Annotated in this window: 23 protein-coding genes; 10 read left to right on the top strand and 13 right to left on the bottom strand. The window is 63.7% G+C overall.

The window, feature by feature from the left end; genetic code table 11:
* Window positions 1-30 precede the first annotated feature (30 nt).
* The 4 genes from E5X88_RS16590 to E5X88_RS16575 all read right to left on the bottom strand — a co-directional run bounded on the left by E5X88_RS16590 (window position 31) and on the right by E5X88_RS16575 (window position 2,656).
* Window positions 31-879: a hypothetical protein gene (locus tag E5X88_RS16590; RefSeq protein WP_292163101.1), complete on the bottom strand. Its 849-nt coding sequence runs from the start codon at window positions 877-879 to the stop codon at window positions 31-33.
* An 80-nt stretch (window positions 880-959) separates the two neighbouring features.
* Entirely contained in the window at window positions 960-1,616 is a 657-nt protein-coding gene (locus E5X88_RS16585; protein WP_292163099.1) for an HAD family phosphatase, read from the bottom strand.
* Window positions 1,616-2,101 carry a dUTP diphosphatase gene (gene dut, locus E5X88_RS16580; RefSeq protein WP_292163098.1) on the bottom strand — a complete coding sequence of 162 codons (486 nt, stop codon included), beginning with the start codon at window positions 2,099-2,101 and terminating at the stop codon, window positions 1,616-1,618. Before dut ends, E5X88_RS16585 begins: the two co-directional genes overlap by 1 nt.
* Before the next feature lie 84 nt (window positions 2,102-2,185).
* On the bottom strand, window positions 2,186-2,656 hold the full coding sequence (locus tag E5X88_RS16575; protein ID WP_292163096.1) for an Lrp/AsnC family transcriptional regulator: 471 nt from the start codon (window positions 2,654-2,656) through the stop codon (window positions 2,186-2,188).
* 117 nt (window positions 2,657-2,773) lie between these two features.
* Here E5X88_RS16575 and E5X88_RS16570 point away from each other — a divergent pair, with 117 nt between their 5' ends.
* Entirely contained in the window at window positions 2,774-2,989 is a 216-nt protein-coding gene (locus tag E5X88_RS16570; RefSeq protein ID WP_145721838.1) for a DUF6356 family protein, read from the top strand.
* A 62-nt stretch (window positions 2,990-3,051) separates the two neighbouring features.
* On the opposite strand, the gene E5X88_RS16565 is transcribed toward E5X88_RS16570, so the two are convergent.
* Window positions 3,052-4,125, bottom strand: a complete 1,074-nt coding sequence (locus E5X88_RS16565) for an FAD-binding oxidoreductase (RefSeq protein WP_292163093.1) — start codon at window positions 4,123-4,125, stop codon at window positions 3,052-3,054.
* A gap of 142 nt (window positions 4,126-4,267) precedes the next feature.
* Here E5X88_RS16565 and E5X88_RS16560 point away from each other — a divergent pair, with 142 nt between their 5' ends.
* The gene (locus E5X88_RS16560; protein WP_292163091.1) at window positions 4,268-5,860 is read left to right on the top strand and encodes a peptide chain release factor 3; all 1,593 of its coding nucleotides are present in this window, start codon (window positions 4,268-4,270) and stop codon (window positions 5,858-5,860) included.
* Between the two features lie 45 nt (window positions 5,861-5,905).
* Here E5X88_RS16560 and E5X88_RS16555 read toward each other — a convergent pair whose 3' ends face one another.
* Window positions 5,906-6,379, bottom strand: a complete 474-nt coding sequence (locus E5X88_RS16555; RefSeq protein WP_292163090.1) for a VOC family protein — start codon at window positions 6,377-6,379, stop codon at window positions 5,906-5,908.
* A 255-nt stretch (window positions 6,380-6,634) separates the two neighbouring features.
* Between E5X88_RS16555 and ilvD the strand changes: the two genes are divergently transcribed.
* Complete coding sequence (ilvD, locus tag E5X88_RS16550) at window positions 6,635-8,479, top strand: dihydroxy-acid dehydratase (RefSeq protein WP_292163089.1); 1,845 nt, start codon at window positions 6,635-6,637, stop codon at window positions 8,477-8,479.
* Between the two features lie 43 nt (window positions 8,480-8,522).
* On the opposite strand, the gene E5X88_RS16545 is transcribed toward ilvD, so the two are convergent.
* Window positions 8,523-10,277, bottom strand: a complete 1,755-nt coding sequence (locus E5X88_RS16545) for an ABC transporter ATP-binding protein (protein WP_292163087.1) — start codon at window positions 10,275-10,277, stop codon at window positions 8,523-8,525.
* 245 nt (window positions 10,278-10,522) lie between these two features.
* Between E5X88_RS16545 and E5X88_RS16540 the strand changes: the two genes are divergently transcribed.
* The 4 genes from E5X88_RS16540 to E5X88_RS16525 all read left to right on the top strand — a co-directional run bounded on the left by E5X88_RS16540 (window position 10,523) and on the right by E5X88_RS16525 (window position 13,693).
* Window positions 10,523-11,815 carry an amidohydrolase family protein gene (locus E5X88_RS16540; RefSeq protein ID WP_292163085.1) on the top strand — a complete coding sequence of 431 codons (1,293 nt, stop codon included), beginning with the start codon at window positions 10,523-10,525 and terminating at the stop codon, window positions 11,813-11,815.
* 87 nt (window positions 11,816-11,902) lie between these two features.
* Window positions 11,903-12,265, top strand: coding sequence for an Imm8 family immunity protein (locus E5X88_RS16535; protein WP_292163082.1), 363 nt, complete (start codon window positions 11,903-11,905; stop codon window positions 12,263-12,265).
* A 96-nt stretch (window positions 12,266-12,361) separates the two neighbouring features.
* Window positions 12,362-12,616, top strand: a complete 255-nt coding sequence (locus E5X88_RS16530; RefSeq protein ID WP_292163081.1) for a hypothetical protein — start codon at window positions 12,362-12,364, stop codon at window positions 12,614-12,616.
* 156 nt (window positions 12,617-12,772) lie between these two features.
* Entirely contained in the window at window positions 12,773-13,693 is a 921-nt protein-coding gene (locus E5X88_RS16525; protein ID WP_292163080.1) for a DMT family transporter, read from the top strand.
* A 91-nt stretch (window positions 13,694-13,784) separates the two neighbouring features.
* On the opposite strand, the gene E5X88_RS16520 is transcribed toward E5X88_RS16525, so the two are convergent.
* Window positions 13,785-14,312 (bottom strand): hypothetical protein, encoded by a 528-nt coding sequence (locus tag E5X88_RS16520; protein ID WP_292163079.1) that lies wholly within the window; start codon window positions 14,310-14,312, stop codon window positions 13,785-13,787.
* A 445-nt stretch (window positions 14,313-14,757) separates the two neighbouring features.
* A complete protein-coding gene (locus tag E5X88_RS16515) occupies window positions 14,758-15,660 on the bottom strand; it encodes a phosphotransferase family protein (protein WP_292163077.1) in 903 nt (300 codons plus the stop codon).
* A 196-nt stretch (window positions 15,661-15,856) separates the two neighbouring features.
* Here E5X88_RS16515 and E5X88_RS16510 point away from each other — a divergent pair, with 196 nt between their 5' ends.
* A complete protein-coding gene (locus tag E5X88_RS16510; protein WP_292163075.1) occupies window positions 15,857-16,489 on the top strand; it encodes a class I SAM-dependent methyltransferase in 633 nt (210 codons plus the stop codon).
* 12 nt (window positions 16,490-16,501) lie between these two features.
* Here E5X88_RS16510 and E5X88_RS16505 read toward each other — a convergent pair whose 3' ends face one another.
* Window positions 16,502-18,955: an FAD-dependent oxidoreductase gene (locus E5X88_RS16505; RefSeq protein WP_292163073.1), complete on the bottom strand. Its 2,454-nt coding sequence runs from the start codon at window positions 18,953-18,955 to the stop codon at window positions 16,502-16,504.
* Window positions 18,952-19,836, bottom strand: coding sequence for a phosphotransferase family protein (locus E5X88_RS16500; RefSeq protein ID WP_292163070.1), 885 nt, complete (start codon window positions 19,834-19,836; stop codon window positions 18,952-18,954). The genes E5X88_RS16505 and E5X88_RS16500 overlap by 4 nt, the downstream gene beginning before the upstream one ends.
* Window positions 19,837-20,276: 440 nt before the next feature.
* Here E5X88_RS16500 and E5X88_RS16495 point away from each other — a divergent pair, with 440 nt between their 5' ends.
* Entirely contained in the window at window positions 20,277-21,041 is a 765-nt protein-coding gene (locus tag E5X88_RS16495; RefSeq protein WP_292163068.1) for a DeoR/GlpR family DNA-binding transcription regulator, read from the top strand.
* Window positions 21,042-21,049: 8 nt separating this feature from the next.
* Here E5X88_RS16495 and E5X88_RS16490 read toward each other — a convergent pair whose 3' ends face one another.
* Together E5X88_RS16490 and E5X88_RS16485 are read right to left on the bottom strand one after the other, a co-directional pair.
* Window positions 21,050-21,946 carry an NAD(P)/FAD-dependent oxidoreductase gene (locus E5X88_RS16490; RefSeq protein ID WP_292163066.1) on the bottom strand — a complete coding sequence of 299 codons (897 nt, stop codon included), beginning with the start codon at window positions 21,944-21,946 and terminating at the stop codon, window positions 21,050-21,052.
* Window positions 21,936-22,385: an Rrf2 family transcriptional regulator gene (locus tag E5X88_RS16485; RefSeq protein ID WP_292163065.1), complete on the bottom strand. Its 450-nt coding sequence runs from the start codon at window positions 22,383-22,385 to the stop codon at window positions 21,936-21,938. The genes E5X88_RS16490 and E5X88_RS16485 overlap by 11 nt, the downstream gene beginning before the upstream one ends.
* A gap of 88 nt (window positions 22,386-22,473) precedes the next feature.
* On the opposite strand from E5X88_RS16485, the gene E5X88_RS16480 reads away from it, so the two are divergent.
* A complete protein-coding gene (locus E5X88_RS16480; RefSeq protein ID WP_292163063.1) occupies window positions 22,474-23,400 on the top strand; it encodes a LysR substrate-binding domain-containing protein in 927 nt (308 codons plus the stop codon).
* The last annotated feature ends 6 nt before the right edge of the window (window positions 23,401-23,406 follow it).

Below are 23,406 nucleotides of genomic sequence, written 5' to 3'. Positions count from 1 at the left end.
CTGCCCGCCGGGCAAACGAATGCGATTGGTTCAGAAGCGTTTGGCGTTCTCTCCTGCCAATTTGTCCAGTGCGTCGGAATCCCTGACGTATGCGGTCCTGTCCCAATGGTAGGTGACGGAGATGTCACGCGAGGAAGCCTCGGGCGCCGCGTCGTCGCAGCTTTCGCCATTCGGCATTGTGGCATCGGTCACCGTGGCCTTGATGGCCGCATAGGGCTGCCCGTCAGCAACGGTCTCAAAGGCCAATTCCTGCGTGCGCCGGTAGGTGCACAGCGACTCGTCGAACGTGTGGATCATGTCGATCAGTTCGAACCTGTCGTCGCGGACCAGGATCAGCGGCGTGCTGACGTAGCCCTGGTTCGAATTGAAATGCGTGCTCAGCGTGATGATGACGTCATCGCCGGGCCCGATCGGCAGCTTGCCCGGATCGCGGAAATAGGTGCTCCGGTCGATGGCGACATTGACGGCGTCGAGCAGTCTCGGCTTGCCGGCAAGATCGTAAAGCGCCAGTGCCGCGAAACCCTCGGCGCTGTCCGAGGAGCCGCCGAGGTCGAACAGCATTGCCAGCCGATCCTTGCCGCCGGCCTTGACGTCGAGCGCGGCGGCGTTGGAAAGGCCCGCCGTTTCGGGCGGTGAGCCGCCGCTATCCGGACCCTCGATATGGCGCATCTCGATCGGCACGGAACCCCGGTAGAAGCCGTCCTTGTCCGCCGCCAGATCGGGAATGATCATCCTGGCGAGATCGAGATAGGTCGTGTCCTCATGGCCGGGTACCGTGCCACCGAGGTCCGGGAAGCTGACGCCTTGCGCGCCGGCCGCGGTCCACAGACACGGCAGCAGCAGACAGGCAAGGATGAAGCGAAGCAGGGTGCGATTCATGCGTTCCTCGAACTGTCGAGCGTTCGCAAGCTAGCACGGACGACTGAGGCGTACAGCCGGATAGAAGGCTGAATATCAGATCAGTGGATCGGCACCAGCCCGGCCAGCGCGCGCATGTCGTCGAACAGGATACCGCCGGCCTCGGCCAGGCCGTCGCGGTCGGAATGCGGGTCGCCGTGATAGGAAAACACCCGCATGCCGGCGGCAATGCCGGCATGCGTCCCGGCGACGCTGTCCTCGATGACGATGCAGTCGGCGGGCGCGAAGCCCATTGTGCTTGCGGCGTGCAGGAACAGGTCGGGAAACGGCTTGCCGCGCGAGACCATGGTCGAGCTGAACAGCGCATGCTCGAACAGCGGCAGCAGCCCGGTCTGGCCGAGCGTGATGTGCATTTTCGACACCCGAGCCGAAGAGGCGACGCACGTCGCGATGCCGGCCGTGCGCACGGCTTCGACGAACTCCCGAACGTAGGGGATCGCTTCGACGCCATGGGCGAACAGGTCCGGCAGGCCGGCGTTCCAGCGCTCGACGAAATCGGTGCCGAGGCTGATGCCGGTCGCCTCGACCTCCTTCTGCACCGAGGCCATGCTGCGGCCGGAGAAATTCTTGCGGCAATATTCGAAGCTCGCCGGAAAGCCGGCGGCAACAAGCCATTCGGCGAGGCGTCGATTGGCCAGGTTCTCGGTGTCGACCAGAACCCCGTCGCAATCGAAGATAACCAACTTGGGTATTTTCATCAGGCCGTGCCGGTCGATCCGAACCCGCCGGAGCCGCGCGTCGTGCCACCGGCCAATGTCCGCTCTTCGACGGCTGCCTGCATCACGGACGCAAAGACGATCTGGGCGATCCGCATGCCGCGCGTCACCGCGAAATCCTCGTCGCCGAGGTTGATCAGCAGTACCTTCACCTCGCCGCGATAGTCGCTGTCGATGGTGCCCGGCGTGTTGAGGCAGGTGAGGCCGTGCTTGAAGGCGAGGCCCGAGCGCGGCCGGACCTGACCTTCCATGCCCTCCGGTATCTCCAGGATCAGCCCGGTCGGCACCAGCGCGCGTTTCCCCGGCAGGATCAGCAGCGGCCGGTCGTCCGGCACCGCGGCGCGCAGATCCATGCCTGCGGCGCCCGGGCTTTCATAGGCGGGAAGCGGCAGGCCTTCGCCATGCGGCAGCCTGACGAAGCCGACGGCCGGACCGATGACGGAGGAGGGGTAGAGTGCTGCGCGCATAAGGTTGATCCTATCGCCGCCAGCGCCGATTCGGTCAACTCGGCGGCAAGGCTATCAACGGCTTTCTTTCAGCGCGGTTCCGCTTCAGCGCAGTTCGACGGGAACGACCGTGGTCTCCTTGATCTCCTCCATGACGAAAGAAGCCGAAACGTCCGACAGTGCCACCTTGGCGATCAGCCGCTGATAGAGCCGGTCATAGGCCTTCACGTCGGCGACGCGGGCGCGCAGCACATAGTCGAGGTCGCCGGACATGCGGTAGACGCCGGTGATCTCGGGAAAACCGGTCACTGCCGCGCGGAATTTCTGCAGCCAGTCCGGATCGTGATTGGAGGTCCGGACCAGGATGAACACCGAGAGGCCGAGGCCGAGCTTGTCGGCATCGACCAGCGCCACCCGGCCGGTGATAACGCCGTCCTCCTCAAGCCGCTTCACCCGGCGCCAGCAGGCGTTGCGCGACAGCGACACTCTTTCCGACAATTGGTCGACCGACAGTGTGCCGTCGCGTTGCAGCTCGGCCAGCAATCTTCGGTCGATTTCATCGATGTTCAGCGTCATGTGGGATGTTTGTCCCAACAATTGATCAGATGCAAGGATGATTTGGGACCGATGAACCGGAGTTTCGTGTCAAGCTGTTCATTATCGGGTCCGCATGGCCGACAGGAGGGAATCGACATGACAGCACGGCTTGCACGACTTTTCACCTCTCACCCGGCGTCGGTGGGCGAAACCTATTTCGGCCACATGGCTTTCGCCGCGTGGTTCTCGTCACGGTTGTTCATGGCGGCATTCGCCGCGCTCGTTCACGCTTTCCTGCCGTTCCTGTTCGATTCCACGGCAAGCCGGATCATCCGCGAACTTTACGAGCGGACGCACAACAGAGGGCGGTGAGCGGTGCCGGTGGGCGGCGCAAACCTGAAGCGATTGCCTCGTTCGCAGGGCCGCCGGGCCTATTAAGCAAACCGCCCCAGCCCATAGGGCTCAAGCAACGGATCGCGTGTGCCGTCCAGGATTTCGCGCGTGGTGAACAGGCCGACGGCAGGCGCCAGCGTGATGCCGGAATGCATGACCGCGACGTAAAGGCCGCTCACGCCTTCAGCGCGGCCGATGATCGGAAAGCCGTCGATCGGCGTCGGCCGGTAACCGACCGTGTGGAAATCCAGTTCCAGCCCGTCGGCGCCGCGCAATGCGCCCTTCATCGCCGCAAACAGCGCGCGGGCGGTAGCTTCGGCATCCATGCCGGGATCGGCGCCGCCGAAATCCGAACCGGCGATGATGCGGCCCTCGGCAGTCTGTCGCATGTGCAGCCGGTCGCCGATCACCAGGCCGTTGAGCAGCTTTTCGTAGGGGCGTGAGTGGACGATCAGGCCGGGCGGCGTTTCGATCGGCAGGTCTATCCCGGCGGTCGCCGCGATTGCCGGAGAGCCGGCGCCCGCCGCGATCACCACCTCGTCGGCGTCAATGCGTCCACTTGGCGTATCCGCGCCGGTCACCCTGCCGTTGGCCTCCACCAACACGGTCACGGCGGTTCCGGCCATCACCCGCGCGCCGCGCCGCTCGGCATCGGCCAGCAGCGCCCGCGTGGCCGCGACCGGCTCGGCAACGCCTTCCCCAGGCACATGGAGGGCGAAATCGGGAAGCTCGGCAAGATTGGGCTCGATGCGTGCGGCCCCCGCACGATCGATGCGCTCGATGCCATAGCCCCAGGACGAATGTTCTGAGGCATAGGCTTCCAATTCGGCCGGCGGCAGGTCCCAGCACAGGCCACCGCACCAGGCGAGTGGAATGCCGGGCAGGTCTTGTGCCAGCCGCGTCCATTCGGCCATCGAACGGGTGCGCAGCCGAAAGTACGGTTTCGGATTGCCCCAGCTTGCATTGATCCAGGCAAAGGAATTCGGCGTGGCGAGGCCGCCGGCGCCGCTATCGGCGACGACGGTCACCTTCGCCCCGACCTTCGCCAGATGCCAGGCGATGGACGCGCCGATGATGCCGGCGCCGACGACGATGACTTGCTTGGCTGCGCTCATGGATGGTCCTTTGTCGAATCGGGTCTTCTGATGTCGTTGCGGCGACCCTATCTCAAGACCGGGCGAGGGCCATCCGCCCAAAATTGTTCGACAGGCCACAAAAGCGCTGCTAGAAGCCGCGCACCACATGGGATTCCATAAATTGGCTGAAGACATCACGCACGCGGTGGCGCGCCGCCGCACTTTCGCGATCATCGCGCACCCCGACGCCGGCAAGACGACGCTGACCGAAAAGCTGCTTCTGTTCGGCGGCGCCATCCAGCTTGCCGGCGAGGTCAAGGCCAAGAAGGACCGCATCCAGACCCGCTCGGACTGGATGAAGATCGAGCGCGAGCGCGGCATTTCGGTCGTCACCTCGGTGATGACCTTCGAGTACGAGGACAACGTCTTCAACCTGCTCGACACACCCGGCCACGAGGATTTCGCCGATGACACCTATCGCACGCTGTCGGCGGTCGACGCGGCGGTCATGGTCATCGATGCCGCCAAGGGCATCGAGCCGCGCACGCTGAAGCTGTTCGAGGTCTGCCGGTTGCGCGACATCCCGATCATCACCTTCGTCAACAAGATGGACCGCGAAAGCCGCGATCCGTTCGAGATCCTCGACGAGATCGAGCAGAAGCTGGCGCTGGATACGGCACCCGTCACCTGGCCGATCGGGCGCGGCAAGACCTTTGCTGGCACCTATCATCTGGCGCTGAACGCCGTGCGCAAGGGCGACGCTGAGAAGGAACGCACGCCGGTCAACGGTCCCGACTCCAACCGCGTCGCCGGCCTGTTGCCGGAAAACGAGCGCGAGGATTTCATCGAGGAGCTGGAACTGGCGCGCGAAGCCTGCCGTCCGCTCGACATCGACGCGTTTCGCGAGGGCCATCTGACGCCGGTCTATTTCGGTTCGGCGCTGCGCAATTACGGCGTGCGCGACCTGATCGAGGCGCTCGGCGCCTACGGGCCGCCGCCGCGTGCGCAGGAGGCCGACACCCGCAAGGTCGAGGCGACCGAGGACAAGATGACGTCCTTCGTCTTCAAGATCCAGGCCAATATGGACCCCAACCACCGCGACCGCATCGCCTTCGTCCGCGTCTGCTCGGGCAAGCTCGAGCGCGGCATGAAGGCCAAGCTGGTGCGCACGGGCAAGCCGATGTCGCTGTCTGCGCCGCAATTCTTCTTCGCCCGCACCCGCGTCACCGCCGACGAGGCTTTTGCCGGCGACGTCGTCGGCATCCCCAACCACGGCACGCTACGCATCGGCGACACGCTGACCGAGGGCGAGGAGATCCTGTTTCGCGGCGTGCCGAACTTCGCGCCGGAAATCCTGCGTCGTGTCCGCCTCGGCGATGCGATGAAGGCCAAGAAGCTGAAAGAGGCGCTGCACCAGATGGCCGAGGAAGGCGTCGTACAATTGTTCTCGCCGGAGGACGGCTCACCGGCAATCGTCGGTGTCGTCGGCGCGCTGCAGCTCGATGTCTTGAAGGAGCGGCTGAACGTCGAATACACGCTGCCCGTCGATTTCGAGATGTCGCGCTTTTCGGTCTGCCGCTGGATATCGGCCGACGACAAGGCCGAGGTACACCGCTTCATCGAGGCGCATCGCGGCGACATCGCCCGCGATCTCGACAACGACCCGGTGTTTCTGGCCCAGCACGCCTTTTCGCTCAACTACGAGGCCGAGCGCTGGAAGGCGATCCGCTTCGCCGCGGTCAAGGATTATCAGGTCCGCGACAAGGCGGCTTGAACTGCGCCCCTTCCCCCTTGTGGGAGAAGGGAAGAGCGCGTTCGATCATCCCTTGGCTGCCTCTTCGATCTTGGCGATGTCGATCTTGCCCATCTGCATCATCGCCTGCATCACCCGGCCGGCCTTGGCCTGGTCTGGATCCTGCAGCAGCCTGGGCAATTGCTCCGGCACGACCTGCCAGGAGACGCCGAACTTGTCCTTCAGCCAGCTGCACTGGCTGGGCTCGCCACCTCCCTCGATTAGCCTGTTCCAGAAATGGTCGACCTCTTCCTGCGTCTTGCAGTTGATGGACAGCGAGATTGCCTCGGTGAACTTGAATTGCGGCCCGCCGTTGAGCGCCTGAAACTGAACGCCGTCGAGCTCGAATGAGGCCACCAACACCTTTCCCTCATGATCGCCGCTGCCCTTGGGCCAGCGCATCACGCTCAGCACCTTCGAATTCTTGAAGATGGAGATGTAGTGGTTCATCGCGTCCTCGGCCTGGTCGTCAAACCACAGGCAGGGGGTGATCTTTTGCATTTGCTTGCTCCTCGGCTGTTGCAGTTGGCTATCACGGTGAAACGGCCTGGCTTGGCGTTGGTGTTATTTGCCCTGCCGTTTGCCCAAGGACGCCCGGGCGGTACGCAATCCGACAGTGTCATCAAATTTTCTTGGGAAAATCTGGCGCAGCGCAAAATTGTGGCCAGACCACACCCTGGCGTCTATAAGGCCTGCGACCCGAATTCCGCTCCGCCGCTCGGCCAGTCCGGCGCGCCAGCCAGCAAGGAAAGACGCATGCCCGCCTATCGCTCCCGCACCACCACCCATGGCCGCAACATGGCCGGCGCCCGCGGCCTGTGGCGCGCCACCGGCATGAAGGATTCGGATTTCGGCAAGCCGATCATCGCCGTGGTCAATTCCTTCACCCAGTTCGTGCCGGGCCATGTCCACCTCAAGGACCTCGGCCAGCTGGTCGCGCGCGAGATCGAAAAGGCCGGCGGCGTCGCCAAGGAGTTCAACACCATCGCCGTCGACGACGGCATCGCCATGGGCCATGACGGCATGCTCTACTCGCTGCCGTCGCGCGAGCTGATCGCCGACTCGGTCGAATACATGGTCAATGCGCATTGCGCCGACGCCATGGTCTGCATCTCCAATTGCGACAAGATCACGCCGGGCATGCTGATGGCGTCGCTGCGTCTCAACATCCCGACCGTCTTCGTCTCCGGCGGGCCGATGGAAGCCGGCAAGGTGGTGCTCGCCGGCAAGACGCAGGCGCTCGATCTGGTCGACGCCATGGTCGCGGCCGCGGACGACAAGATCTCCGACGAGGACGTCAAGACCATCGAGCGCTCGGCCTGTCCGACCTGCGGCTCCTGCTCGGGCATGTTCACCGCCAATTCGATGAACTGCCTGACCGAGGCGCTGGGTCTCTCATTGCCCGGCAACGGCTCGACACTGGCTACTCACGCCGACCGCAAGCGGCTGTTCGTCGAGGCCGGCCATCTGATCGTCGATCTCGCCCAGCGCTATTACGAGCAGGACGACGAAACCGCGCTGCCGCGCCGCATCGCCTCGAAGGCTGCCTTCGAGAACGCCATGACGCTCGACATCGCCATGGGCGGCTCGACCAACACCGTGCTGCACATCCTGGCTGCCGCGCATGAGGGCGAGGTCGACTTCACCATGGAGGACATCGACCAGTTGTCGCGGCGGGTTCCGGTGCTGTGCAAGGTGGCGCCGGCCAAGGCCGACGTCCATATGGAGGACGTCCACCGCGCCGGCGGCATCATGGCGATCCTCGGCCAGCTCGACAGCGCCGGGCTGATCAACCGCGATCTGCCGACGGTGCACACGGCAAGCCTCGGCGAAGCCCTCGATCATTGGGATATCTCGCGCACGTCCAGCCAGAGCGTTCGTGATTTCTTCCTTGCCGCACCGGGCGGCGTGCCGACGCAGGTCGCCTTCAGCCAGGACCGCCGTTGGGATGAGCTCGATCTCGATCGCGAGAAAGGTGCCATCCGCTCGGCCGAACACCCCTTCTCCAGGGATGGCGGTCTTGCCGTGCTGAAAGGCAATCTGGCGCTCGACGGCTGCATCGTGAAGACCGCCGGCGTCGACGAATCCATCCTCAAATTCACCGGCCCGGCCCGGGTGTTCGAAAGCCAGGACGCCAGCGTCAAGGCGATCCTGTCGAACGAGATCAAGGCCGGCGACGTCGTCGTCATCCGCTATGAGGGACCGCGCGGCGGCCCCGGCATGCAGGAAATGCTCTACCCGACCAGCTATCTCAAGTCGAAAGGCCTCGGCAAAGCCTGCGCGCTGATCACCGATGGCCGCTTCTCCGGCGGCACCTCCGGCCTGTCGATCGGCCATGCCTCGCCGGAGGCGGCGGAAGGTGGGCTGATCGGGCTGGTGCAGGAGGGCGATACGATCGAGATCGATATCCCGAACCGTACCATCCGGCTTGCCGTCGACGACGCGGAACTGGCCGCGCGCCGCGCGGCGATGGAGGCCAAGGGCGCTGCCGCCTGGAAGCCCGAGGAAAAGCGCAAGCGCAAGGTGACGACGGCGTTGCGCGCCTATGCGTCGATGGCGACCAGCGCTGCCAAGGGTGCGGTGAGGTATGTGCCGGAATAGGTTCGCTCTTCCTTCTCCCACAGCAAGGGAGAAGGAAGGCCATTCATGGCATCAACTGATACTCATAAAGCTTCTGATAAAGCCCGCCCTGTTTGAGCAGCGTCCGATGCGCGCCGCTTTCCACCACTTTGCCGGCTTCCAGAACCACGATCGTGTCGGCCTGGTGCACGGTCGATAGGCGGTGGGCGATGACGATGGTCGTGCGTCCGACCGTCAGCTGTTGCAGCGCATCGCGAAACAGCGCCTCGGACTCGGCGTCGAGCGCGCTGGTCGCTTCGTCCAGCAGCAGGATCTCCGCATTGCGCAGCATGGCGCGCGCGATCGAAATGCGCTGGCGCTGGCCGCCGGAAAGCAGCGCGCCGTTCTCGCCGACTTCCGTGTCGTAGCCTTTCGCCATGGCGGTGATGAAGTTGTGGGCATTGGCCGCCTTGGCGGCAGCGATCACGTCCTCGTCGCTCGCGTCCTGCCGCCCGAGACGGATGTTGTGCATCACCGTGCCGGCAAACAGGAACGTGTCCTGGCTGACATAGGCGATCTTCTGCCGCAGCGAAGCGAGCGTGGCGTGCGCAATATCCTGGCCGTCGAACAGCACCTTGCCGCTTTGCGGGTCGTACATACGCATGATCAGGTTCAGCATGGTCGACTTGCCGCTGCCCGAAGGCCCGACCAGCGCCGTCATCTTGCCGGCCGCGAAGGTCAGGTCGAAGTGTTCCAGCACGGGTTGGCCGTCCTGATAGGCGAAGCTCACATCGTCGAACCGGATTTCGCCCGGGCCAGGCAGGAGCGGCCTGGCATCGGGCTTTTCGGCCAGCGTCAGCGGCCGGTCGGCCAGTTGGAACATCATGCGCACCCCGACCATGCCGGTCTCCAGCGAGATGCGGACGCGGGCAAGGCGCTTTGCCGGCTCGTAGGCAAGCAGGAGCGCGGTGATGAAGGCCATGATGCTGCCGGGCGTCTGCCCACCCTGCACGACGAGAACGCCGCTGACCAGGATGACGCCGGCGATGGCCAACCCGGCCAGCGTTTCCATGATCGGGCTGGTGCCGGCCTCCAGCGTCGCAATGCTGTTGGCCCGGCGTTCGACATCGGAGACCGCCTTGTGCATGCGCTTGCGCATCGAATCCTCGAGATTGAAGGATTTGACGACGCGCACGCCGATCGTCGTTTCCTGCATCACCTGCACGATCTGTCCGATGGAGCGGAATTCCATCTCGGTGATCTTGCGGATCCGCTTGAGGATGCGGTTGACGAAATAGATCGCCGCCGGTCCGACAATGAAGGAAACCAGCGACAGCGCCGGTTGCTGGATAAACATGACCAGCAGCAGGCCGATGAGCGAAACCAGGTCCCGCACGAACGACGTGACGACGAGGTCGAGCACCCTGCGCGCGGCCTGCGCGTTGTTGGTCATGCGGGTGATCAGGTCGGACGAGGAGGTCGAGTGGTAGAATTCGATGCCTTGCGCCAGGATCCGGTCGTAGATCTTGCGCTGCCGCTCGGCGATGATGCTGTTGCCGACCCGGCTGAGGAAATAGGCCTGGACGAAGGTGGCGACGCCCTTGATGATGAAGATGGCGGCGACCGCGGCCGCGATCAGGTAGATCCGCTTGACGTCCCGCGAGATCATGAACTCGTTGGTGATGTCGCGCATGATCCAGGCGCTGGCCGCGGTCATGCCGGCCACCACCAGCATCGCCACTATGGCGATGCCGTAGCCGAACATGTGTTTGCGGAACGATTCCCTGAGCAGCCTCACGATGAGGTGCAGGTTCTCCGACGAGCGGAAAAATCGAAACAAACGGCTGATCCCTGAAACCGCGACAACGAAAGGCGGCTTATAGAGTGAGTTGCGGCCGGATGGAACCATTGACCGCCGCGGGAGGAAACGGCTGCGGCAACCTGTGCGCCACGATGCGCATGGCTCCCCGTAAATCGGAATCGATTTTCGCTGGGGATCATGCGCAAAATCAAAGTGCCGCAGCGTCCTTGCGCGTCCAAGGGGATGCGCTGCAGTAGTGTGATTCTGAAAAGGGATGACGACAGATGAATTTCGACCTTATCGTTCGCGGCGGCATGCTGCCCGACGGCACGATCGCCGATATAGGCATCGTCGGCGAAACGATCGCGGCCATCGAGCCCGAGCTGAACGTAACCGCGGGCACGGCGATCGACGCCCATGGCAATCTGATCTCGCCGCCTTTTGTCGATCCGCATTTCCACATGGACGCTACGCTCTCCCTGGGCATCCCGCGCATCAACGCGTCGGGCACGCTGCTGGAAGGCATTTCGCTGTGGGGCGAGCTGAAGCCGCTGCTGACGCACGAAGCGGTGCGCGAGCGCGCGCTCGCCTATTGCGATTGGGCGGTGTCGATGGGCCTGCTCGCCATCCGCACCCACGTCGATGTCTGCGATATCAGGTTGCTGGCGGTCGAAGCCCTGCTCGACGTGAAGAAGACGGTCGCCCCCTACATCGACCTGCAACTGGTCGCCTTCCCGCAGGATGGCTTCTATCGCTCACCGATGGCGCGCGACAACACCATCCGCGCGCTCGACATGGGTGTCGACGTCGTCGGCGGCATTCCGCATTTCGAGCGCACAATGGCCGACGGCACGCGCTCGGTGACGGAACTGTGCGAAATCGCGGCAAAGCGCGGCCTGATGGTCGACTTGCATTGCGACGAGACCGACGACCCGCTGTCACGCCATATCGAGCAGCTGGCCTATGAGACGCAGCGCCTCGGCCTGCAGGGCAGGGTGGCCGGCTCGCATCTCACCTCGATGCACTCGATGGACAATTACTATGTCTCGAAGCTGTTGCCGCTGATCGCCGAAGCAGGCGTCTCGGCGATCCCCAATCCGCTGATCAACATCATGCTGCAGGGCCGCCACGACACTTTTCCTAAACGCCGCGGTCTGACGCGGGTCAAGGAGATGCTTGCCCACGGCATCCGCGTCGGCTGGGGCCAGGATTGCGTGCTCGACCCCTGGTATTCGCTGGGCACCGCCGACATGCTGGACGTCGCCTTCATGGGCCTTCACGTCGCTCAGATGTCGAGCCCGGCCGACATGGCGCGGTGCTTCGACATGGTCACCAATGTCAACGCCGCCATCATGGGCCTCGACCATCTCGGCCTGGCGGTCGGCAAGCGCGCCAGCCTCGTCGTCCTCGATGCCGGCGATCCGGTCGAGGCCTTGCGTCTGCGCCCCGAGCGCCTCTGCGTCATCGCCAGGGGCAAGGTGGTGGCCGAGCGGACCAGGCAGGACACGCGGCTCTCGATCGCGGGACGGCCGGGAACGGTGAACCGCAGGCATCGCCCGTTGCACCAGGCCAAGTAGGGCAAAACCCCGCGCGTCGGTAGTGGGTAAGGAAGCCGAGAAGCCAATGGTTCGCAGGCCGTACAAAAGGCGAGAAAAACCGAAGTCATGAGAGCGCAGTACAAGGGTAGCCGAATTTTAGACGTCAATGCAGGCGCGTTCGCACTCGACGAATGGGGGCCGCGCGATGCTACGGACTTCTCCATTACCATCGATTTCTATGCCGGCCCGCAAGGCAGTAACACTGCAGACGCATTTACGGCGACGGTCTGCTCTCCGAATTGGTTCCTTCGGTCGCAAAACGGTAAGGTGTTCTCCGGTGAGAACGTTATTTTCATGCCGAGATTCGACTACGTCGAACTTGAAAGGTTTCTTACAGATCGTTGCGCTGACGCAGAGGGCGAAACTTGGGACGCCGTAGCGGCCCAGCTTACACGGCTGGGGCGTTGGGAATTCGACTATCGCCTTTGAATTTCAAACTGACCCACTACCCGCGCGTCGATCGGATTGATAGGTCTTGATCATAAGTCTACAATTAGCCTCCACTTTTATGTCGAGGAGGATGCTATGTGGCACAAGACGGCGATGGCCGTTGCGTTGGCGGCGATCTGCACAGGCTGCATGACGGCGGAAGACCGCCGTGCCGCGGACGAGGCGAAATGCCGGTCGTACGGCTTCGTCAGGAAGAATGACGCCTTCGCCGAATGTCTGCAGCGCATTGATCTCGCGCGCCGCGCGGACCTGAGAAGCGCGTCGGCGTTCGATCCTTGGGACAGGCCGGTGATCTATCGTCCGATCATCATCCGGCCACGGCCAAAGTAGGCCGTTTAAGCGCCGTTTCGATCATGTTCATGAGTGTAGGCCCAGCCGATTTCCGGCTCTGGTCCGGCCAGTTTCCCGATTTCCGCTCGTCAAAGCGACTGCTTGCGTCTACGAGGCGGCTCACCGAGCTTTCATGCGGGAGGAAGCAAGATCGGCATGGCAGAGCCAACAGCCCAGAATTCGACGATCAGGAACGTGCTTTTGGCCGGCATTCTGCTGATGCTGGCCGGCGATTTCCTGTTTGCGTTGAACGATGCGATGGGCAAGTGGCTGGTCGCCAGCTTTTCGGTCGGCCAGGTCGTGCTGATCCGTTCCATCGGCGCCTTTTTCGTGCTCGGCCCGATGATCGCGCGTCAAGGCACGGCCAAGCTGTTCCGCATGGAGCGCCTGGAACTGCAGGTCCTGCGCGTTGTCATGACGACGCTCGACACGGCGCTGTTCTATGCCGCCGTCGTCTATCTGCCGCTCGCCGACGTCATGAGTTTCTACATGGCGGGGCCGATCTACGTTGCGGCGTTGTCTCACCTGCTGCTCGGTGAAAAGGTCGGCTGGCGTCGCTGGATGGCGATCCTGGTCGGCTTCTGCGGCGTGCTGATCATGCTGAAGCCGTCCTCGGCGGCGTTTTCGCTGTCGTCGACCTTCGCGCTGGCCGGAAGCATTTCATTCGCCTTCGCCATCATCCTCAACCGTCGGCTGCGTGGCACCAGCGACACTTCGCTCGTTACCTGGCAAACCATCGGTACGCTGTTGGTCGGCGGACTTCTCACCATCGGCAACTGGCAGACGCCGTCCTCGCTGGATTTCGGCGCCATGCTGCTTCTCGGCATCGTCTCTTGCGGCGCGCATCTGATGATCACCAGGGCGCTGAAGCTGGCGCCCGCCTCGACGCTGGCGCCGCTGCATTACAGCCTGCTGCTGTGGGCCGTCATCTTCGGCCTGGCCTTCTTCGGCGACATGCCCGGCCCGCGCATCCTGATCGGCTCGGGCATCGTCGTGCTGGCCGGCCTGTTCATCTTCCATCGCCAGAAGGTGGTCGACACGGTGCCGCCGGAAAACGTGCCGAAGGGCGTGAATTAAGGTCAAAACTCGATCAACTGGCTGTCGACAGTGGATGGGGGGTACAAAGTGACCATCAAAGCATGGCTGTTTGCTATTAGGACAAGCTGAACTACAGGCGGACAGTATGCAGAGGTAAGGAGACGCCAAGGCGGTCGAGCATCAATCGGAAGTCTGCGGCCTTGTAGCGCTCCCCCTCGGTTACCAAGCCAAGAACCTTGCCGGTGCCCAATACCGCATGGGGTTTGATCTCTGCTATAGCGTCCTCTAGCGGGTCCAGGAGCGGTCGGCCCGGGCGCGCTTTTTCCAAGTATGACCGCAACCACGGCAGGTGCGTGCTTGATAATGTTGCCGTCGCGACGTTCGGATAGCGTCCGTCTAGGTCATCCAGGAAGGCGTTGACCGCATCCTGGGTCTTCTCAGGTGCGAACAGGAACGTCCCGCTCTCAACGAGATCAACAAGGGGCGAGGCATCGACGAGATGGACCCGGGCCTTGTGCCTCCCAGCTTCGACATCAGCATAGGCACGTAATTCCGGACTCTGAATTATCGACCGAACACCGAGAACAGCAACGTCTTTGGCCCCAGCAACGGCAAGAGCACTCGCGATTGGCGGCCGTACGCCGAGGACGGGAGGCACAATCATCCCCCATGAGTTCACTGAGAACGGTGATGGAGGGGGCGTTCGAGGCAACGAGTACGGCGGCCGGTTCGAACGTGTCGAGGTATAGAAGCGTGCGCCTGAGGACACCAAGGAGTTCTGATCGGCTCTTGCCGCCATAGGGAAAGCTGGCGCGATCCGCAAAGTAGAGGATGTCCTGCTGGGGCAGGAGGCGCTGAATGGCGGCAACCGCAGTATAGCTGCCGATGCCGGCGTCGAAGACGGCGATGGGCCGAACCAGGGTAGGAAGGACTCTCCCATTGGTGGCGGTGTGCATTTGCTCGAATGCCTGAGTATCGAAATATGCGCTCTTGGATAGCCTACAGTGGAGCAGAAGGTCTACAGAGGGTCGAACTCGGTCGTTCAGACCAATTGGGCATGATCTTTCGAAAACCGAAATCCTTCGTTCCGAGATCACCCTCGGCTAATTCCCGTGCACCGCCGCCAGGTGCCGTGAAAACTCCGGCGTCTCCATCAAGGCCTTGCAGCGCGCGAACCGCCCGTCGGCATAGGCGCGGAAATCATCGACCGGGTTGTCGTTGGCGAGCTGGATCAGTCCCCACAGCGTCCACAACAGGTCGCACATCGCCTTGTAGATGACGATGCGGCCGCGCTCCGCCGGCGAAGGCTCGCCGCCGAAATAGGCGCGCATCATCTCTTCGTCCTGCGCCGTGTCGAATTGTCCTTCGACGCTGAGGTCGCCGAGATCCCAGAGCGGATCGTTCATCCCTGAATATTCCCAGTCGATGATCCACATCCTGTCGCCGGTATCGAGGAAGTTCTCGCACAGCGGATCGCAGTGGCAGGCGGCGAGGGGCAGGGGATGCGCGGCAAGGGCCGCGCGCACCGTCCCGGCCTCGCGTACGACATCGTGGTAACCGGCGGGCAGGGCGACATCCTTGGTCGACAGCACCTTCAGATAGTCGTCGATCATCGCAAAAAGCTCGAAGCGGAAGGGAAACGCCGCGCCTGAGCCGTGCAATTTGCGGAAGGCCTTGCCGGCGCGCGCCGGGCTGCCCGGCCGGGCCTTGAATTTTTCCGGCGACATCGTCTCGGCGCCGGCAATGAAGCGCGTCACCATCACGCCCGTGTTGCCTTCGACATGCAGCACGTCGGGGCTGACGCCGGCTTTCGCTGCCTCCCGCGCCGCCACCGCCTCGTTGGCGCGGTTGATATATTCCTCGGTGCCTTTGCCGGGGATGCGCAGGCAGAAGCCGCCGGCCCGGAAGACGAGGTTGGTGAGGCCGCCGAGCCGTTCCAGCGGCCCCTTGTAGCTGGCCAGCATCGGAATGGCCGCAAGCGCCGCGCGTGCCTCGTCCTCCACCATCGCTTCCGCCCCATTATTCGTCGCGACGACGGTTCCACAATTTTCGCGGTTTGGCTATCATCGTATGGCTCGCTACACGCGCCTCCCGTCCTTTCGGACGTGCAAAGGACGCTGTAGCATTTTGATCTTGCGCGTGATCCCGAAAACCGATTTCGGTTTTCGGGATCACGCGCTGGCTGGGGGACGGGAACTGCGAATGACGGACAGCAGACATGAGGGTGCGCTCGGCGCAGTCTATGCGGCGAAACGGCCCGAAGAGTTGGCGGCGCTCTACGACCGCTGGTCCGACACTTACGACGCCGACATGTCTGCGGCCGGTTATCGCCATCCGACCATCTGTCTCGCCTTGCTTGCCCGTCATCTGCCGCACGGCGCAGCCCCCCTTCTCGATGCCGGAGCCGGCACCGGGCTCATCGGCGAATGGCTCGCCATCACAGGCTATCCGCAGGTCGAGGCGCTCGACATTTCCGCGGGCATGCTTGCCCAGGCGGCACGAAAGGGCGTCTATTCAGCGCTTCACTGCCTGGCGCTCGGCGGCCCGCTGCCTTTCGCGGACAATGCCTATGCCGGCATCATATCGGCCGGCGTCTTCACCTCGGGCCACGTCGGCATCGAGGGGCTGGACGAACTGATCCGCATCTGCCGGCCGGGCGGAGTGATCGTGCTGACGGTCAAGAACACGCTGTGGGATGCGGGTTTTTCCGCGCGGATCGCCGAGCTCAAGGCAAAGGGCATCGTCACCCGCGCCGAGGAGACGGCGCCTTATGTCTCCATGCCGGGCGAGGCGGATACCGTACCCAGCCGCGGCCTCGTTCTGCGCGTGAACTGATCCCGAAGGGCCCTAGGCCTTCACCTTTTCTCCCGCCGGGTCGTAAAGCGGCTCGAGATGGATTTTCGCCGGCGTCCGCTCCATCGCCACCACCAGCTCGTATTCGCCGGAGGCGAGGAAATCGTCGCTGACGCCATCGGCGTTGCGCACATAGCCGTAGCCGATGTTCTTGCCGACCGTGTAGCCATAACCGCCGCTGGTCAGGTAGCCGACCGGCTCGTTGTTGCGCAGGATCGTCTCGCGCCCGACCAGCACGATCTCGCGATCGTCGACGGTGAAGCCGGCAAAACGTTTCTTCAGCGCGGTGCCGCTGATCTTTTCCAGCGCCCTTCTGCCGACGAAATCCATATTCTTTCTGAGCTTCACCGCCCAGCCGAGGCCGGCCTCCTGCGGCGTGTCGTTGGGTGTGATGTCGGAGCCCCAGGCGCGGTAGCCTTTTTCCAGCCGCAGCGACTCCAGCGCCCGGTAGCCGACCGGGCGGATGCTGTGCTTGGCGCCCGCCGCCATCAGCGCGTCGAAGATCTCGCCCGTTGCCGCGATCGGCACATGCAGCTCCCAGCCGAGCTCGCCGACATAGGTGACGCGCAGCGCCCGGATCGTGTGGCCGGCGATGGAGATTTCCCGCACATGTCCGAACGGGAAGGCGGTGTTCGACACATCCGCGTCGGTCACTGCCGCCAGCACGTCGCGGGCACGCGGCCCCATCAGCGACAGCGTGCCGAAATCCTCGGTGACATCGGTGAGCGTCACGTCGAGCGCCTTGCCGACATGGTCGCCGATCCATGAGAAGTCATGCGTGCGAAAACCGGTGCCGGTGACGATGTAGAATTTTTCCTCAGCCAGCCGCGCCACGGTCAGGTCGGCCTCGATGCCACCGCGCGTGTTGAGAAGCTGCGTGTAGGTCAGCCGGCCGACCGGCTTGTTGATGTCGTTGGCGCAGATCCAGTCGAGCGCCTTCAGCGCGTCCGCACCGCGCATTTCATATTTGGCGAAGGATGACTGATCGAAGATGCCGACATTCTCGCGCACATGCCGGTGCTCGTCGCCGACCGGCGAGAACCAGTTCTGCCGGCCCATCGAATAGACGTCCTTCGGCTCGACATCTTCTGGCGCGAACCAGTTCGGCCGCTCCCAGCCGAGTTTCGAGCCGAACACGGCGCGGTGCTTTTGCAGCCGCTCGTAAAGCGGTGAGACGATCCGGGGGCGGCCCGTAACATATTCTTCGTGCGGGAAGCCGATCGTGTAGTGCTTGCCATACGCCTCCAGCGTGCGGTCGCGAACCCATTGCCGGTCGCGGTGCAGATCGGAAAAGCGCCTGATATCGACCACCCACAGGTCGAGCGGCGCCTCGCCGTCGACCACCCATTGCGCCAGCACCCAGCCGGCGCCGCCGCCCGACGCGATGCCGAAGGCGTTGAAGCCGGCGCCGACGAACATGTTGGCGCATTCGGGGGCCACGCCGAGAATGAAATTGCCGTCCGGCGTGAAACTCTCCGGTCCGTTGATCATCTGCTTGACGCCGACGGCTTCGAGCGCCGGAACCCGCGCGATCGCCTGGTTCATATGCTGCTCGAAATGATCGTAATCGTCGTCGAACAGCCGGAACTCCCAGTCATCGGGGACGTCGCCACCGGGCAGGTCGGTCGTCCAGGCTTGCGGGTTCGGCTCATAGCCGCCCATCACCAGCCCGCCGACCTCCTCCTTGAAATAGGTGCGGCGGTCGGGGTCGCGGATCGTCGGCGCATCGGTCGCCAACCCGTCGATCTTCTCGGTGATGATGTACTGGTGCTTCACCGGCTGCAGCGGCACGTTGATGCCGGCCTGCCCCCCCACCTGCCGCGCCCATTGCCCGGCACAGTTCACAACCTTGTCGCAGGTGATGTCGCCCTTGTTGGTCTTCACCGCGGTGATGCGGCCATCCTTCATCTCGAAGCCGGTGACGCGGGTATCCTCGAACAGCCTGGCGCCATGCATGCGCGCGCCCTTGGCCAGCGACTGCGTGATGTCGGAAGGGCTTGCCTGGCCGTCGGTCGGCAGCCAGCTGCCGCCGACGAGATCGCCAGTTTCCAGCAGCGGCCACATTGTCTTGACCTCGGCCGGCGACAGCAACTGCATGTCCATGCCGAAGCTTTTCGCCGTCGTCGCCAGCCTCTTGTACTCGATCCAGCGGTCGGCATTGGTGGCAAGCCTGAGGCACCCGGTCATCTTCCAGCCGGTGGCCAGCCCGGTTTCGGCTTCCAGCCCCTTGTAGAGATCGACCGAATATTTGAGCACGCGAGTGATGGAGGCCGACGAGCGCAACTGTCCGACCAGCCCCGCCGCATGCCAGGTGGAGCCCGAAGTCAGCTTGCCCTGCTCCAAAAGCACGACATCGGACTTGTGGTCACGCGCCAGATGATAGGCCGTCGAACAGCCGATAATGCCGCCGCCGATGACGACGATCTCGGCATGGGCGGGCAATGTCATAAGTTCTGTCCGTATTTCGTTCTGTAGTTTTCCAGCGCGGCTTCCAGCCGCGTCAGGTTTTCGTCGGTGTAGGCGACGTAGTCGATGCCGGGCGCGTCGAGATAAAGTTCGGAAACCATGCTCCACATCGCCTCGCGCAGCAGCGATGCGCATTGCATGGCCGCGTGCGAACGGCGGATGGCCTGGTCCGGCTCCTTCATGAAATAGGCGGTCAGGAAGGCGAAGGACTCCTCGTCGTTCATGCAGGCGTTCGAGGCGACGCCGGCAAGGTCGAACATCGCCGTGTTGAAGCCGGCATATTCGAAATCGATAAGCCAGAGCCTGTCGCCGTCGTCGAGAATATTAGCCGGCAAAAGATCGTTATGGCCAAAGACGATCGGCAGCAGTTTCTGCGCCCGTTCGAGTTCGTCGGCCAGAGCCAGCAGGCGTGGCAGCTCGCTCCGCATGCGGCTGCCGCCTTCCTCAAGCGTGCGCGCATAGTCGCGGATGACATGAAACACCCAGAACATGAAGCCGGCGCCCGAGACATGGTTTGGCATTTCGCGGTGGAATCCGCGCATCAGTGCGGCGACGCGGCCGATATTGGCCCGCACATCTTCGGCGACAAAGGTCTTGGCGCCGAGAAATTCCGTCACCAAGATGCCAGGCTCGGAATAGCGGACCGCCGGCGCGAAGCCGGCGGCGTGCGCCGCGCGCGCGGTCATCACCTCGCGCTCGCGAAAGACGTGGTGGAACGGAAAGTCCTGGCCGAAGCGCACGACATGCCGTCCAGCCGCGTCCTCGACCAGATAGTTGGCGTTGCTCAGGCCACCCGGCAACGGCGCGATCTCGATGCTGCCGGTCCAACAGGGCAGGGCGCGGATACGGTCCTCGGCAGTCAAGGGTTCAGCCCTCGTTTCGCGGGAGTCAACAAGGCGCCACGGGTAGCACAAGGATGGCAGCCGGCTGGAGGGGATAGTGCGAAGCTCTCGTCGGTGCGGGACGCCAGGATTGGTATCCCGCACCGCACCGACGAGCCCCTGTGCCGGGTTCTTCGACGCCGGCATCCGCCCCCGCGGATTCGAAAAAATCCTTTTCCCTTGCGCCGGACGATTTTCCAGACGTTCGGGAAGACGAATTTTGGTGCGGCTCAGCCATTGTTTTCCTGTGGCCGTTACGAGCCTGTCACCAAGCCAGTGTCACGCCATCTTGCCTGGCTTGTCAACGAAAACTTGTGGTTTTTTCTGTCTTTTTGCCCGAAGCCACAAGGATTTCTTGTAAGCTGTGGCCGATTTGCCTTAGAAGCGGTCAGCGGCGCAACAATCCGATTGAGCGAAACCCGATGATCCATTCGAAGCGGCATGGCGAAATCCTACGTCTCCTGCAGGAGGAGGGCACCGTCACCATCGCCAGCCTGGCCAACCGGCTGGGCGTCTCGCTGGAGACCGTGCGCCGCGACGTCAAGCCATTGACCAGTGACGGTTCGATCCTGAAGATGCATGGCGCCGTCGGCCTGCCCTCGATGGCCGGCGAGGCGCCGTTCGAGCGGCGCATGCGCGAGAACGCCGATGCCAAGCGCGCCATCGCCCGCATGGTTGCCGCCACCATCCGCGACGGCGAATCGATCATGCTCGACACCGGGACCACCACCTCTTTCCTGGCCCGCGAACTGCTCGGCCACCGGCGGTTGACGGTCGTCACCAACTCTTCCGACATCGCCCGCACGCTGGCCACGGTCAACGGCAACAAGGTCTATATGGCCGGCGGCGAGTTGCGCAGCGATTCGGGCGCCGCCTTCGGCGTCTCGGCCATCGAGTTCGTCAGCCGGTTTTCCGTCAACCATGCGGTGATCTCCACCGGCGCGGTCGATGCTGCCACGGGCGTCATGGACTATGATCTGGAAGAGGCGGAATTCGCCCGCATGGTGCTGTCGCGCGGCCAGCGCACGCTGGTCATCACCGACCACACCAAATTCGGCCGCCAGGGCCTGGTCCAGGTCTGCGGCCTCGACGGTTTTTCCGAACTCGTCACCGATCAGCCGCCGCCGCATGACATTGCCGCCGCACTTGGGCAGGCCGGCGCGCGGCTCAGCATTGTCGGCGACTAGAGCGGGATCTAACCGAAAACCAGCGATTGGTGGGCGCATATACCCGCGAAGGCGCCGCCTGATACGGCGAAGGCGATGTTGTGCATCGATCGTGCCGCGTCTCCGGCGGCATAGACACCCGGGACTGTCGTCTGCTGGCGGTCGTCGACGGTGATCACTGGACCGAGAAGACCTTCCGTGAAGCTGCAGCCGAGCTGTTCGGCAACCGGACTCGCCATGGTGTTGCGCGGTGCGGTGAACAGTGCCTTGACGCCGGCTTTGCGGCCGTCTTCGAGACTGACGTTCAGCCCTCCCGAACCGTCCTTTTCCAGCTCCGCCACGCCGGTCGGCTCGAACCGTACCTTTCGCCTTTCCAGTTCAAGCATCTGTTCCGCGTCAGGCTCGAACATGCCGTTTGCGAACAGCGTGACGTCGCCCCAGTCGGCGATCAGCTGCGCCTGATGCACCGACATCGGTCCGGTTGCCAGCACGCCAAGCGGCCCACCGGCCACCTCGTAGCCGTGGCAATAGGGACAATGCAGCACGTTCTTCCCCCAATGCTCGGCAAGCCCTGGGACATCGGGCAGGATATCGCGCACGCCGGTGGCAAGAACCAGCCGCGCCGCGCCGAATGTCTCGCCGCGATCCGTGGTGATCTCGAAGCCGGCACCGGCGGCAGCGGCCCTGTCCGCCAACCCGGCGACGAGCTTGGCTGTCGGATAGGCCATCAGCTGCCGCTTTGCATCGTCCAGGATTGCGCCGGGCGTGCGCCCATCCTGTCCGAGGAACCCGTGCGAATGCTCGGCAAAGCGGTTGCGCGGCTGGCCCGCATCGATCACCAGGACGTTGCGCCGGGCCCGTGCCGCCTGGATGGCGGCGGACAGGCCGGCAAAGCTGCCGCCCACGACAATCAGATCATACTGCATGGCTGGTCACTCCAATCAACTCGTAACGGCGGCGGAAATCTGCGGCGAGGTCGGCAAGCGTGATGCGACTGAGTTTTTCCGCCAGCAGCCTCTCGGCTTCGACGCGAAAATCATCGAGCGCCGCTATCACCGCTTGTTCGACGAGGCAGCCGGGGCTTTCCGGCTCGGTGCCGAACGGCAGCAGCGTTTCGCCAAGCGCGGCGCTGATCTCGGCCAGCGAAATTTTCTCGGGCGCACGGCCAAGCTGCCAGCCGCCGCCATGGCCGCGCGCCGAGGTGACGATGCCGGCGTCGCGCAAGCCGGCGATGGTCCGGCGGACCACGACCGGGTTCGTATGGATGAATGTGGCGAGTTGCTCGGAGGTCAGCGCGTGTTCCTGCGTCTCGGCCATGTGGACAAGAATGTGCAGGGTCGAGGACAGTCTGCTGTTTCGTTTCATGTAACTTAGTTAGTTACGAATCTTGCGATCGTCAAGTGATACCGATCGCCCACTTCCCAGCGCCGCCTCCGCCGTGTTTAGTCCGGCGATGGCCTTCACCATCCGCCAGCTGCAGTTCTTCATCGCCGTCGCTGAGCAGGGCACCGTGTCGCGCGCCGCGCAGAACCTGTCGATCTCGCAATCGTCGGTCACGGAAGCGATCAAGGAGCTTGAAAGCGATCTCGGCGTCGAACTGTTCGAGCGCCATCCGCGCGGCCTCAACATCACCCACAAGGGCCATCAGTTCCTGCGCCACGCGACAAAGATCCTTGCCGACGTTTCCGACGCGCGCCGCGCCTTCTTCGGCGATCAGGCGGTTGCAGGCGGCCGGCTTCAGCTCGGCGTCACCTCGCTGGTCGCCGGCTATGTGCTGTCCGACCTTCTCGCCCGCTACCGCCGCGCCTATCCGGGCGTCGAAATCTCGGCCATCGAGGACAATGGCGATTACCTCGAACATCTCTTGATCGGCGGCAAGCTCGACATCGCCGTCATGGTCACCTCGAACCTGCGCGACCGCACCGCGCTGCAATCGGAAATCCTCGAAGTCTCGGCCTACCGGCTGTGGCTGCCGCTCGGCCATCCGCTGGCTGGCGCCGACATCATCGGCATCGGCGACATCGCCTCGGAGCCGCTGATCATGCTGACCGTCGACGAGATCGAGGAGAATACGGGAAAACTGCTGGCGGCGATCGGCGCCAAGCCGCATGTCGCCTTCCGCACCCGCTCGGTCGAGGCAGTGCGCAGCCTCGTCGCCACCGGCGCCGGCGTGGCGCTGCTGCCCGACCTCGTCTACCGGCCGTGGTCGCTCGAAGGTGACCGCATCGAATCGCGCGATATTTCGGGCTCCTTGCCGGTGGTCCAGGTCGGCATGGTCTGGCGCCGCGGCTCCGGCCTGCCGCAGGCCGCACGCGACTTCATCGGGCTTGCCCAGTCGCAGCGTATGGTCCGTCAGCGGCCGGAGAAGATTGGCCGCTGATCTATC

Origin of the sequence: Mesorhizobium sp., from assembly GCF_004962245.1 — a bacterium.
Lineage (GTDB): Bacteria > Pseudomonadota > Alphaproteobacteria > Rhizobiales > Rhizobiaceae > Mesorhizobium.
This window is presented reverse-complemented; position numbering and strand designations above follow the sequence as displayed.

Bases quoted from the DNA above. Each gene is read 5' to 3' on its own strand.
- E5X88_RS16585 (WP_292163099.1), bottom strand. From the start codon at position 1,616: ATGAAAATACCCAAGTTGGTTATCTTCGATTGCGACGGGGTTCTGGTC.
- E5X88_RS16480 (WP_292163063.1), top strand. From the start codon at position 22,474: ATGGCCTTCACCATCCGCCAGCTGCAGTTCTTCATCGCCGTCGCTGAG.
- E5X88_RS16490 (WP_292163066.1), bottom strand. From the start codon at position 21,946: ATGCAGTATGATCTGATTGTCGTGGGCGGCAGCTTTGCCGGCCTGTCC.
- E5X88_RS16495 (WP_292163068.1), top strand. From the start codon at position 20,277: ATGATCCATTCGAAGCGGCATGGCGAAATCCTACGTCTCCTGCAGGAG.
- E5X88_RS16510 (WP_292163075.1), top strand. From the start codon at position 15,857: ATGACGGACAGCAGACATGAGGGTGCGCTCGGCGCAGTCTATGCGGCG.
- E5X88_RS16485 (WP_292163065.1), bottom strand. From the start codon at position 22,385: ATGAAACGAAACAGCAGACTGTCCTCGACCCTGCACATTCTTGTCCAC.
- E5X88_RS16525 (WP_292163080.1), top strand. From the start codon at position 12,773: ATGGCAGAGCCAACAGCCCAGAATTCGACGATCAGGAACGTGCTTTTG.
- E5X88_RS16555 (WP_292163090.1), bottom strand. From the start codon at position 6,379: ATGCAAAAGATCACCCCCTGCCTGTGGTTTGACGACCAGGCCGAGGAC.
- E5X88_RS16590 (WP_292163101.1), bottom strand. From the start codon at position 879: ATGAATCGCACCCTGCTTCGCTTCATCCTTGCCTGTCTGCTGCTGCCG.
- ilvD (WP_292163089.1), top strand. From the start codon at position 6,635: ATGCCCGCCTATCGCTCCCGCACCACCACCCATGGCCGCAACATGGCC.
- E5X88_RS16530 (WP_292163081.1), top strand. From the start codon at position 12,362: ATGTGGCACAAGACGGCGATGGCCGTTGCGTTGGCGGCGATCTGCACA.
- E5X88_RS16570 (WP_145721838.1), top strand. From the start codon at position 2,774: ATGACAGCACGGCTTGCACGACTTTTCACCTCTCACCCGGCGTCGGTG.
- E5X88_RS16535 (WP_292163082.1), top strand. From the start codon at position 11,903: ATGAGAGCGCAGTACAAGGGTAGCCGAATTTTAGACGTCAATGCAGGC.
- E5X88_RS16565 (WP_292163093.1), bottom strand. From the start codon at position 4,125: ATGAGCGCAGCCAAGCAAGTCATCGTCGTCGGCGCCGGCATCATCGGC.
- E5X88_RS16505 (WP_292163073.1), bottom strand. From the start codon at position 18,955: ATGACATTGCCCGCCCATGCCGAGATCGTCGTCATCGGCGGCGGCATT.
- dut (WP_292163098.1), bottom strand. From the start codon at position 2,101: ATGCGCGCAGCACTCTACCCCTCCTCCGTCATCGGTCCGGCCGTCGGC.
- E5X88_RS16515 (WP_292163077.1), bottom strand. From the start codon at position 15,660: ATGGTGGAGGACGAGGCACGCGCGGCGCTTGCGGCCATTCCGATGCTG.
- E5X88_RS16575 (WP_292163096.1), bottom strand. From the start codon at position 2,656: ATGACGCTGAACATCGATGAAATCGACCGAAGATTGCTGGCCGAGCTG.
- E5X88_RS16540 (WP_292163085.1), top strand. From the start codon at position 10,523: ATGAATTTCGACCTTATCGTTCGCGGCGGCATGCTGCCCGACGGCACG.